Here is an 11,486-nt window from a genome sequence, read left to right as displayed (position 1 = left end):
CCACAACGGCTGGCTCGCCGTCGCCTGGTGCCTCGGCCTCACGGTCCTCGGCTACTTCTGGTCCAAGGCGACGTTCGACCGCGACCCCTCCTGACGCACGCCCGACCCGCCGCGGGGCGGCGTACCCGACAGCCGTCGGCGTACGCCGCCCCCGCCGCGTTCCCCCTCTAGCGCGCGTCCCGCTCCTCCTCCCGCACCCGGGCGAGGAGCCGCTCGTAGACGGCCCGCCGGTCCGGGCGGGCGTGCGACGCGGCCCGCCGGAGGGCCGGGACGGCTTCCGGTCCCGCGTGCAGGACGGCCGCTTCCGCCGCCCGCCGCACGACGGCCCGCCCGTGGTCGAGGAGCGCCACGAACCGGGGGACGGCCGACCCCCGGCGCGCCTGCGACAGCACCCGGATCGCCCCGCGCACCACGTCCGGCCGGGCGTCGTCCAACAGGGCCTCGGTCAGCCGCAGATGCGCGTCACGGTCGAGCAGCACCCGCGAGGTCCGGTGCGCGTGCAGCCGCACGCCGGTCTCCGGGTGCGCCAGCAGCTCCCGCAACGGCCCCTCGAACAGGGCCCCTTCGAAGGCGCCCGCGTGCTCGGTCAGATGGGCCAGGACGCGTCGCACCCGCCGGGGCTCGGGCGACCGCAGGGACGCGACCGCCTCCTCGTACGACAGGACCGGCGACGACGACGCCGGCGCCGGGGCGCGCTCGCGCAGGGTGCGGAGCGCGGCCTCCCGCAGGCCGGCGGCCTCCGGGCCGTGCAGCGGGCCGTCGACGAGGACGAGGCCTGCTTCCGGGTGGCGCGCGCCGAGCCGTTCGAGGACCGGGGTGCGCAGCAGCCGGCGGCCGGCCAGGAGACCCAGCGGTCCCCGCTCCCCGGTGGCGAGCCGGCTCTCCAGGTGGCCCGCCAGGGCGTCGGCGGGCAGCCGCCGCAGCGCGTCGTACGCCTCCCGCCGCGCCGCCTGCGGCCCGTGCTCCCACAGGTGCAGCAGCACCGGCAGCAGGACCGGCAGGCACCCGGTGTCGAGTCCGGCGGCCGCGGCGCGGGCGACCCGGTCGGCCCGCACCCCGTCCGTGCCGCCGAGGAGGCGTGCGGGGTCGGCCTCCGTCAGCGCCCGGCCCAGCGCGGCCCGCGCACCTCCGTCGGCGGGCTCGTCGATCCGGCCGCGCAGGTACGCGTCGAGCACGGCGGCGCGCGCGTCCGGTTCGGGCCAGGCGAGCAGCGTGCCCGCGGCCCGGTTCCGCTCCGGCGGCTCGTCGGAGTCCAGGAGGGAGAGCAGCCGCTCCCGCAGCGCGGCGGACCGGACCCCGTCCGGATCGGCGGGCCGGGCGCCGTCCGGCCCCGTGCTCGCGGCGCGGGCGGCGTCCTCCGCGAGCGTCCAGGGAGGCGCGCCCAGCGGCTGGAGCTCAATCATCCAGTCGACGAGCGCGGCCCGTACGTCCCGCGGCGCCCCGGCCTGCACGTCGACGAGGGCGGCGAGCAGCGCCCGCGGCCGGGCGGCGACGCCCCGCGCCCGGCAGGCGGCGAGGTCCGCCGCGCTCCGGGTGGAGGCGGCGACCGCGTCGTGCCAGGGCGGCCGTTCCTCCGGGCCGCCGGTCGCGAAGGTCTCCCGCAGCAGTCGGGCGCGGGCGGCGAGCGGGTCGGCGGCGAGGTCGGCGGCGTCGAGCGCGACGTCGAGGTCGGCGCGGTCGGCGTCGGCGCCGGCGAGCCCCAGCAGCGGCAGCACGGAGCGTTGCCCGGGGGCCCGAGGGGGCAAGGACCGTACGGCCAGGGCGATGTCCTCGCGCACGTCCGGACGCCGGTGGGTCGCGACCGCCTCCAGGATCTCGACGAGGCCGTCGCGCGCCGCCCCTTCGGCCTCCGCGAGGCCGTCGAGGAGGACCCCGACGTGCCGGGCGAACACGCCGCGTTCCCGGGCGGTCCACGGAGCGGGGCAGATGCCGCCCGGCAGCACGGTGAGCACGGCCCGGCGCGCCCGCTCCGACGTGGCGGCGAGCGCGAGCCAGTCGGAGAGGTACGGCCGCGTGTCCCGCAGCCGCGCCCCCCTGGCGCGGGAGCCGCGCTCCCCGGCGTGGCGTGCGGCGAGACGCAGCCCGGTGTCCGGGTCCCAGCCGTCCTCCACCAGCGAGCGGAGGTCGGTCTCGTCCGGGTCGGGGGCGGGCTCGCCGGGGAGCGCGGCGAGGAGCCGCTCGCGGGTGCGGGCGTCCGTCGCGCCGTCCGCCGCCGCGGTGGCCGTGGCGGTGAGCGCGGCTCCGAGGAGGGCGCGGAGGGCGTCGAGGAGGAGGGCGCGGAGGCCGGGGTTGTCGGCGCGTCCGAGGTGGTGGAGGAGAGGGGGTACGGCCCGGGCCGTACCGGCGGTGGCGAGGGCGCGGGCGGCCGTCTTGCGGACGTTCATGGCGGGGTGGTCGAGGCAGCCGGCGATCGCGTCGGACGCCCAGCGGGCTCGGGCGTCGCCGAGGGCTTCGAGCGTCCGGCGCACGGTCTGCGGGTCCCGGTCGGGGCCGGTCAGCGCGAGCAGGGTCGCCGACACGGCGGCGACGGCGCCGCCGTCGGCGTCCCGGGCGAGGAGGGCGACGGCGTGCTTGCGCACGTGCCAGTCGGGATGGCGCAGGAACGGGTGCGCGCGCGACCGGATCGTCCGGTGCGGCGCCTCCGGAAGGTCGAGCAACACCCTGAGCAGGACCGTCTGTTCGCCCGCGGTGAGGCCGGGCCGGTCCAGCAGCCCGAGGACCAGGTCGGTGACGAGCGCGGACCCGGCGTCGGCCTGCCGGGCGTCCAGCAGGCACACCGGCCGGATCCGGCCGCGCGCGTGCAGCCGCCGCCCGAGCGCCTCCAGCGCGTCCACGGCCTCCCCCGGCACGACGGGCTCCGCCTCGGGCACCGGCCCCGCACCGCCGGGTTCCCAGGCCGCGGCCGCCTCTCCGGCGATCCGCAGCAGCAGGTCGGAGAGGACCGGCAGCAGCCCCGGGCCCGCGTGCGCGGCGAGCCGGCGCAGGGCGGCGACGGGCTCGTCCGGTTCCAAGTGAGTGGCCAAAAGGCCGAGTTCGTGCTCATCGGGCCCCCCGAGATCGGCGACCATCCGGGCGGGCAGCTCGGCCGCGTCCACGCTCACGATGAGGTGTCGCCGCCGTTCTGGGTCCTCGTTCAGCAGCCAGACCAGCTCCAGGGCCTTCTTCCGGTGGGCCCGCACCGCCCGCTCCACGGCCGCCGCGGACGGTACGCCGGGGGCGTCCGCGGTCGGCCCGTCGAGACCGAGGGCGGCCCCCAGGACGCGGACCGTCCGCTCGCCGCCCACGGCCTCCAGCGTGGCGAGCGCCTCGGCAGGCGCGTCCGGAAGCGCGGCGAGGACGGCGGCCTCGGTACCGGGATCCCGCACCTCGCGCAGGGCCCGCAGAAAGGGCCCCGGATCCGGGGCGACCGGCAGCACACGGGCGATCTCCGCGCCGACCGGCAGGCCCGCGACCCCCTGCCCGTCCAGCGCGACGAGGAGGTCGAGGCGGCGCGGCCACGCCGGATCGTCGGCCCCGGTGTCGACGAGCAGGCGCAGCAGCGCGTGGCGGGCGGTGAACAGCACGGTCGCCACGGCGTCGGCCGGGACGGAGTGGTCGGCGAGCGCCAGCGCCAGGACCGCCGGGACGTCGGCGTCGGTGACGAAGTGACCCCGCCGGTGCATGGCGCGCAGACACGCCACCGTCGGCCCCGCGAGCAGCAGGGGATCCGTCCCGCCGAGCGCCAGCAGGGCCGGTACGTCCTCACGCCGCGCGGTCTCCCCGCGGAGGGCCAGCGCCCGCCCCCGTACCCCGGGCGGGGCGTTCGGGTCCCCGGCGACCCGCCCCAGCAGCTGCCCGTGCCCGTGCGCGGCGGCGGCGGTGAGCGTCGCGTCGGCCGTCCCGGCCCCCAGTGGCCCCGCGAGCACGGAGGCGGGCAGCGGTTCGACCGCCGCCCAGGGTTCGGCGAGTTCGGCGAGCGCGCCGTTCACCACGGCGACGGACCGGGAACTCAGCAGCCCCAGCAGCACCTTGCGCACCACCCCGGGCCCGAGCCCTCCCGCCCGCAGCCCCTCCCGCGCCAGCCGCAGCGCCTCCCCCTCCAACACGGCGTCCGCACTCCCGGCCAGCCCCCGGACGAGCGCGACGTCGCCCCCGTCCACCCCGCGAACGGCCTGGTACAGCACCTCCCCCGGCGCCACCCGCCGCAACGCCCCGGGGTCCCGCACCAGTTCCGCCCGCAACGACGCCACCCGAGCCACCACCGACGAGGGCGAGGGCGACGGCTGCTGCTGAAGGCGGGAACGGGGCGACGCGTTCGACTGGGGGCTCACTCCCGGATCGTACGGTCCCGGCCACGGCGCCCGTCGCCGCGCCGGTCACCCGTCCTCAGCGCGCGTCCGTCTTCCGCAGAACGTAGACGTCCGCGACGTCGGGGTCGCCGGCGTACACGAAGATCTTCGGGTGCTCCGGACTTCCGTAGACGCCCCACGGCTCCAGTGCGCAGCCCTCGACGGCGACGTGGACACTCTGCGACCACGGCTCGTCGCCCGACCGGTACCACCAGGTGCCGGTGCCGGTGCACCTGCGGACCACCGGTTCGACGTCGCCCGTGAACGCGTGGACCTCGACGCGGTGGGCCGTGGCCCTGCCGTCCGCCCCGAGGGTCAGCGTGCCGCCCCTGCCGTCGGACCACGTGCCCGCGACGCGCGCTTCGTCGAGTCGTGGGGGCTCGTAGGCGACCCCGGCGTCGAGGACGGCGCCGGCGACCGCCCACGCGGTGACCACGGCGAGTGTCCCCCAGAGCGCCAGTGCCCCGACGACGGAGCGGTCCGACAACCGCGGGCGGCCCGGCAGCAGCAGCCCCCGCGCGATCAGCGCGGGAACGGCGAGCACCACCGTTCCCACCCCCCAGACGGCGGTGGCGGCCCCGTGGCCCGGCTTCCCCGCCAGACCGCCGGCGGCGACGGCCACGGCGGTCACCGCCGCCGCCGACACCGGAACCCACCACCACGCCTCCCGCCCCGAGCACCGACGGCCGAGCCACCCCGCCCCCGCCAGGAGCGGCGCCACGACCACGGCCGAGACCACCAGCGCGGTGATCGCCACCAGTGCCACCACGAACGGGGCGGACAGGGCGAGGAGGAACAGGCCGAGCACGCTCTGCGGCCGGCCGGTCGACTCCAGCGACTCGCGCCACACGTGGCAGGCGAACGCTCCGGCCACGGCCTCGACGAGGAGCACCACCGTCGAGGTCATGAGGACGTGGTCGAGCCGTTCCCCCACCCGCGCGTGGCGGCCTCCCGCCCCACCCGACACCATTTCTGAACACATTCAAATCCCCTCCGCCCCGCATCCTGCCGCATGCCCCGCCGACCCGCACGGCCGGGTCACGCGCGGAAATCCGGAGGAGGTGACGCGGGCCCGTCTGACACACTCGGGCCGCCGGGGGAAGGGTTCGCGGGTGTACGTGAGGAACAGGGACGCCGGGGGCGTCGACCAGGGCGGGGCGTTCGAGACGCACGTCACCGTGGAGTGCGCGGGCGAGGACGAACCGGCTCGGCTGGAGGCGTGGGCGGGAGGCCGGGGGCTCAAGGTGACGACCATCGTGCTGGCCCGCGGACGGACGCGCGTGCAGCCGATGCTGACGCTGCCCGACCGGACGGGGCACCCGGCGCTCGTGGCCGCGCTGCGGGAGGCCGGATTCGCGCCGGTGCGGGTCAAGGTGGAGACCGTGCCCTGGAGCACGGAGCCCACGGGGCCGGGCGGCGGCTATCACGAGCACCACCTCAAGCTGGCCCTCCCGGCGTCGTACGACCGCGCCGCGCTCGAAGCCCTCGTCGTCCCGCACGGGGCGCACGTCTCCTGGAACGCCCGGCGCACCCTGCCCGGGCCCGGCGGCCGGCACGAGCGCTTCGTCACCCAGCGGCACCCCGGCCCCGCGCCCGCCGCCCTGCGCGCGTGCGACGAGCTGCTCGCCGCGCTGACCGCGTCCGGCTACGACGTGGTCGGCGAGGAGCGGGAGCTGGTGCTCTCGGACAGCGACCCGTCGGTGGACGACGGCTGGCTGGAACCGGCCGTCGCCCGCCCCCACGCGGCCCCGGCGAGGCCGCCACGAACGGAGGAGACCCGATGACCGGCTCGACGTGGACGGATCCCATCCCGGACGGACCCGGAACGGCCGGCGAACCGGCCGCCGAGCGGCACCGGCGCGACGAAAGGCCCCCGAGCACGCTGACCGCGGGCATCGGGCCGGCCGCCGTCCGGCACCGGGCCTTCGACCCCGCCCTCAAGCACTTCCGCGAGGCGTTCCGTCCCACGGACGACGTCGTGCGGGACCCGGAGGTCCGCGCCCGCTGGCAGGAGGCACGCCGCTCCGCACTCGACCTGGTGCTCGCGGCGGTCGCCGGGTCGGCGTGGGCGGACGCGCTGGTGCTGCGCGGCAGCATGCTGATGTCCGCCTGGTTCGGGGAGGACGCCCGCCCGCCCAAGGACATCGACTTCGTCGTCGTCCCCGACACCTGGCGCATCGAGGAGCCGCGCACCCGCGCCATGCTCGACGGCATCGCCGAGGCCGCCGAGCGGCTGGCCCGCACCCTCGACACCGGCATCGTCATCGACGACGCCGGCGCGGTGACCGAGTACATCTGGTCCTACGAACGCGTCCCCGGCCACCGTCTCGTCCTCCCCTGGACCGCCCCCGGCCTGCCCGGCGGCCAGGTCCAGCTCGACTTCGTCTTCCACGAGCGGCTCCCGACGCCGCCGCGGCCGGCGGAGGTGGCGGGCGTGCGGGTCCCGGCGGCGGACCGGGAACTGTCCCTGGCGTGGAAGCTCCAGTGGCTGAGCTGCGACCTGTACCCCCAGGCCAAGGACCTGTACGACGCCGTCCTCCTGGCCGAGAGCTGCGCGCTGCCGCTCTCCCTCCTGGAGACCGTCCTGAGGGAGGCCCACGAGTGGCCGGGCGGCCTCGGCACGCCCCTGGACCTCGCCGTGTTCGAGAAGGCCGCCCACGAGGTCGACTGGTCGGCCTTCCCTGACGACCTGGGCGCGCCCGGGGCGGAGTCCGGCCGCTCCGTGCGCGAGGAACTGACCACCCGCCTGCTGACCGCGCTGGCCCCGACGTTCGCCTCCTGACGCGCGGGGCCGACCGCCTCCTGACGGGCGGTCCGCTCGCCTCCCGGAGGCCGGCCCGCTCAGCTCCCGACGGTCCCGCACGCTCAGCTCCCGACGGACCGGGCCGATCGCCTCCTGACGGACGGCCCACTCAACTCCCGACGGGCCCGCCCGCTCAACTCCTGACGGGCCGTCCATACGCGCTCCAGGTCGTCCGGCGCCCCTCCGACCGGCCGTCCCGCGCGCCCCCGCCCGCCGGAGGGGCGTTGTCAGACCCCCGCGCCAAGATGGACCCATGACCGCGATTCCCGCCGCTGAGGCGCACCTCGTCCTGTCCAGCCCCGCCGCCTACGAGGCCGCGATCGACCGGCTGCGCGCCGCGTCCGGCGCCTACTACGCGGGGGAGAACAGCCCGCTGGACGACGCCTCGTACGACGCGCTGCGGCTGGCCGTGCTGGCGTGGGAGGCGGCGCACCCGGGCGAGGTGCCGGAGTCGCCGACGGGTCTGGTCGCCGACGGCGCCGCGCCCGAGGGCGACGTCGCGCACACGACGCGCCTGCTGAGCCTGGACAACGTGTTCGGCCCCGAGCAGCTCCTCGCCTGGGACGCCTCGCTCCGGCGGCGCCTCGGCCGCGAGGTCGCGGGCGGGTACACCGTCGAGCCGAAGCTGGACGGCGCCGCGATCGCCGCGCGCTACCGGGACGGGAAGCTGGTGCGGGTCGTGACCCGCGGCGACGGCACCCACGGCGAGGACGTCAGCCATGTGGTGGGCTCCGTGGTCGGGCTGCCGGAGGTGCTGGCCGAGCCGGTGACCTTCGAGGTGCGGGGCGAGGTGCTGTTCACCCACGAGCAGTTCGAGACCGCGCAGGAGGTGCGCGCGGCGCACGGCGGCACGCCGTTCGCCAACCCGCGGAACGCGGTGGCGGGGACCCTGCGGGCCAAGGACCGGCCGTACCGGCTGGAGATGACGTTCTGGGCGTACGGCGCCGTGGACCTGGACGGCGGATCGTTTCTGCCCGCCGGGGGGACGCACGCCGAGGTGCTGGCAGCCGTCGCCGCGGCCGGGGTCAGGACGACCGCCGACACCCCCGCCGGACTGCGTGTCGTGGACACCATCGCCGAGGCGCAGGCGGGAGTGGACGCCATCGGCGCGCTGCGCGCCGGGCTGCCGTTCGGCATCGACGGCGTGGTCGTGAAGGCGAACAGCGCGGCCGAGCAGGCCGAGGCCGGGCTCGGCAGCCGCTTCCCGTACTGGGCCATCGCGTACAAGCTGTCCGCCGTGGAGCGCCAGACGGTGCTGCGGGAAGTCGTGTGGGAGGTGGGCCGCACCGGCGTCCTCGCGCCGACCGCCCTCCTCGACGCGGTCGAGATCGACGGCTCGACGGTCTCCCGCGCCACGCTCCACAACCCGGCGGACATCGCCCGCCGCGACCTCCACCTCGGCGACACGGTGACCGTCTACAAGGCCGGCGACATCATCCCGCGCGTCCAGGCGCCCGTCGTCGAACTGCGCCCCGACGGCGCCGTCCCGGTACCGCTGCCCGCCGCCTGCCCGAACTGCGGCGGCGACATCGACAAGAGCCAGGAGCGCTGGCGGTGCGCGAAGGGCGCGGGCTGCGCGCTCGCGCCGCTCGTCGAGTACGCCGCCGGGCGGGACGTCCTCGACATCGACGGCCTCGGCAGGACGTACGTCAAGGCACTCATCGACGCGGGGCTGGTCGCCGACGTGGCCGACCTCTTCACGCTCACCGAGGAGCAGTTGACCGTCGCCGCGGGCAGCGCCCGGCGCGGTGCGAAGCTGGCCGAGCAGTTCGAGCTGGCCCGCAGCCGCCCGCTGAGCCGGGTCTTCTGCGCCCTCGGCATCCGGGGCACCGGCCGCCGCATGTCGCGGCGGCTCGCGGCCCACTTCGGCACGATGGAGGCGATCCGCGCCGCGAGCGCCGAGGAGCTGCTCGCCGTCGAGGGCATCGGCCCGGAGAAGGCCCCGGTCGTCGTCGCCGAACTCGCCGCCCTCGCCCCCGTCGTCGACAAGCTGATCGCGGCGGGCGTGAACATGACGGAGCCCGAGCGGGCCGCCCAGCCGGCCGGCGAGCCCGGCGCGGACGGTGCCGCGCCCGCCGCAGGCCCGCTCGCGGGCCGGACCGTGGTCGTCACCGGCAAGATGACGGGCCGGCTGGACGGCTACGGCCGCTCGCAGATGAACGAGCTGATCGAGCGGGCCGGCGGCCGCGCGGGCAGCGGCGTCAACGCCAGGACGACCTACCTCGTCTCCGCGCCCTCCGCCACCGGCAAGCCCAGCTCGAAGGCGGTCGCCGCGGAGAAGCTGGGCGTCGAGGTCCTCACCCCGGAGGCGTTCGCCGACCTCGTCGCCGACTACCTCGGCTGATCACCGGCCCCCGCCGGGGATCAGCCGCCCGCCCCGCCCGGCTCCCCCGCCCGGCGTGGCCCGGCGATCTCCGGCCGGGACACGACGGTCCGCTCCCGGACGGGGGTGCGGGAGGGGGCCGTCAGACCAGCGGACGGCAGAGCAGGGCGTCCGGGACGCCGTAGTGGAGCCACTTCCAGGTGGAGGCGACCCCGGCGACGTACTCGTGGTCGGCGCACTGCCCCTTGTAGTGGCCGGGGGCCCAGTCGCCGGCGTTCGACCCGCCGGTGGCGGGCCGGTTGTCGCCCCGGTCGAACCAGAGGGTGCGGCCCGTGGTGGGCAGGGCGGTCGCCGCGGGGGCGCAGAGGAGGGCCGCCATGGCGTTGTTCCTCACGCTGTAGCCGACGGCGAAGCTCCGGTCGGGGCACTGGAGCTTGTCGTAGCCGCTCGCCCAGTCGCCGCCGGTGACGTACCGCTCGTCGGTGACGACCGTCCAGGCACCGCTCCCCTTCGCGGGCCGGCCCGCGTCGGTGCACAGGCCCCGGCTGTCGCCGCGGCCGAGGCCGACGAGGCGTTGGGTGTCGGGGCAGTTGCCCTTGCGGTTGCCGGGCGACCAGTCGGGCTTCGCGAGCATGGTGGCGGAGACGTCGTAGTCGCGGTGGTCCAGGTTGAGCATGTTCCAGCGGGGGGCCCACGGGATCGCGCCGGCCCTGGCGGGCGCGCCCACGAGCTTCGTCCAGTCGGCGCTGCGCCAGTCGCCGGGCTCCAGCAGGCTGAGGCGTTCGCCGGTCCTGCCGTAGCTGATCAGCGCCCAGGAGTCCTGGGGCCTGCCGTCGGTGCCGGTCCAGCCGACCAGGGGCCAGATGGCGAAGTCGCTGTCGTTGCGGACCAGGATGTCGGTGAAGCGGGTGAACCAGTCGCGCTCCTTGGCGTCGAGGTCGCCCCGGCCGCCCGCGCCGAACTCGCTGATCCACACGGGGGCGGTGAAGTGCTGCCCGGGCCGGGTGACGAACAGCGCCTGGTCGTCGACGACCTTGACGAGCTGCTCGGGGGTGAGGTCCTCGTAGCGCGGGTCGGTGGTCTCGCCCATGCCGGTGGCGCCGGAGTGGTTCGGGCCGGTGTAGCCGTAGAAGTGGGCGGCGTACACGAGCTTGTCGGAGTGGATCAGGGTGTTGGAGAGGGTGGCGACGGGGGTGAGGGTGGGCCGGCCGTGCGGGGTCAGGTCGGTGGGGATGCCCTGCCAGTTGATGCCCTCCATCACGATGAGGAGGTCGGGGTCGGCCTGGAGGATCTCGTTGCCGGCCTGCTCGTACGCCTGGTTCAGGTCGTGGTCGTCGCCCCAGCCCCAGTTGGGGTCGTCCCAGGTGTCGCGGCGGACCTCGTTGCGCAGGTCGGCGCCGACGACGCGCTGGTTGTCCTTGTAGCGCTTGGCGAGGAAGACCCAGTCGTCGATCCACTGGCGGGTGGACTGGCCGCTGTTCCAGCGTTCGTTGCCGTCGAGGGCGCAGCAGAAGCGGTAGCTGGTCGTGTGGTTGTTGAGGATGACGGCGAAGCCGTCGTCGGTGAGTTCGGCGACCACGGCGTCGAGGATCTGGAGCGGGGTCTTGCCCCTCAGCTGCGGGTTGGCCGCGACGGCCGCGTCGGGCACCGGGGTGGTGTCGTGGACGAGGGCGTTGGCGAAGGGCAGCCGGATGCTGTTGAGGCCGAGGGCGTGGAAGTCGGCGAGGATCCGGTCGATCGGGGTCCGGTCGAGGCCGAGCGGGATGTTGTGGGACATCTGGTCGGCCTGGTGGTTGGCCGGGTCGCCGACGTCGCCGCTGCCCTCGTACGTGCCCTGCGCCCCGGCCCAGTTGCCGGACTTGAGCTTGAAGCGGTCGCCGTCGGCGTCGACGACGTACCGGTCGCGGGTGGAGAGCGGGGCGGTCCAGGAGGCGGCGAGCTCGGCGCCGGTCAGGGCGGCCGGCGCGGACGCCGGGGCGCCGGCCGCGACGAGCGCGGCGGTGGCGCCGGAGACGGTGGCGGCGAGCAGGGC

6 protein-coding genes and 1 pseudogene are annotated in these 11,486 nt (G+C 76.6%); 4 read left to right on the top strand and 3 right to left on the bottom strand.

Annotated elements, in window-relative coordinates; all coding sequences use genetic code 11:
* Positions 1-94 (top strand): annotated as a pseudogene (locus tag IE321_RS38635) (ABC transporter permease); the annotation flags it as partial.
* A 73-nt stretch (positions 95-167) separates the two neighbouring features.
* Here IE321_RS38635 and IE321_RS38630 read toward each other — a convergent pair.
* Together IE321_RS38630 and IE321_RS38625 are read right to left on the bottom strand one after the other, a co-directional pair.
* Entirely contained in the window at positions 168-4,310 is a 4,143-nt protein-coding gene (locus IE321_RS38630) for a HEAT repeat domain-containing protein (RefSeq protein WP_190226360.1), read from the bottom strand.
* 55 nt (positions 4,311-4,365) lie between these two features.
* Complete coding sequence (locus IE321_RS38625) at positions 4,366-5,235, bottom strand: hypothetical protein (protein WP_190226359.1); 870 nt, start codon at positions 5,233-5,235, stop codon at positions 4,366-4,368.
* 211 nt (positions 5,236-5,446) lie between these two features.
* On the opposite strand from IE321_RS38625, the gene IE321_RS38620 reads away from it, so the two are divergent.
* From IE321_RS38620 to ligA, 3 genes are all read left to right on the top strand, one after another.
* The gene (locus tag IE321_RS38620; protein ID WP_226651868.1) at positions 5,447-6,112 is read left to right on the top strand and encodes a hypothetical protein; all 666 of its coding nucleotides are present in this window, start codon (positions 5,447-5,449) and stop codon (positions 6,110-6,112) included.
* The gene (locus tag IE321_RS38615) at positions 6,109-7,110 is read left to right on the top strand and encodes a nucleotidyl transferase AbiEii/AbiGii toxin family protein (RefSeq protein WP_190226357.1); all 1,002 of its coding nucleotides are present in this window, start codon (positions 6,109-6,111) and stop codon (positions 7,108-7,110) included. The genes IE321_RS38620 and IE321_RS38615 overlap by 4 nt, the downstream gene beginning before the upstream one ends.
* A gap of 274 nt (positions 7,111-7,384) precedes the next feature.
* On the top strand, positions 7,385-9,475 hold the full coding sequence (gene ligA, locus IE321_RS38610; RefSeq protein ID WP_043225074.1) for an NAD-dependent DNA ligase LigA: 2,091 nt from the start codon (positions 7,385-7,387) through the stop codon (positions 9,473-9,475).
* Positions 9,476-9,596: 121 nt separating this feature from the next.
* Here the strand turns inward: ligA and IE321_RS38605 are convergent, their stop codons facing one another.
* On the bottom strand, positions 9,597-11,483 hold the full coding sequence (locus tag IE321_RS38605) for a glycoside hydrolase family 5 protein (RefSeq protein ID WP_190226361.1): 1,887 nt from the start codon (positions 11,481-11,483) through the stop codon (positions 9,597-9,599).
* Positions 11,484-11,486 lie beyond the last annotated feature (3 nt).

The sequence above is a fragment of the Streptomyces hydrogenans genome (assembly GCF_014656075.1).
In the GTDB taxonomy this organism is placed as follows: domain Bacteria; phylum Actinomycetota; class Actinomycetes; order Streptomycetales; family Streptomycetaceae; genus Streptomyces; species Streptomyces hydrogenans.
This window is presented reverse-complemented; position numbering and strand designations above follow the sequence as displayed.

Excerpts from the sequence above, each read along its gene's own strand:
- IE321_RS38625 (WP_190226359.1), bottom strand. The coding sequence starts at position 5,235 with ATGACCTCGACGGTGGTGCTCCTCGTCGAGGCCGTGGCCGGAGCGTTC.
- IE321_RS38615 (WP_190226357.1), top strand. The coding sequence starts at position 6,109 with ATGACCGGCTCGACGTGGACGGATCCCATCCCGGACGGACCCGGAACG.
- ligA (WP_043225074.1), top strand. The coding sequence starts at position 7,385 with ATGACCGCGATTCCCGCCGCTGAGGCGCACCTCGTCCTGTCCAGCCCC.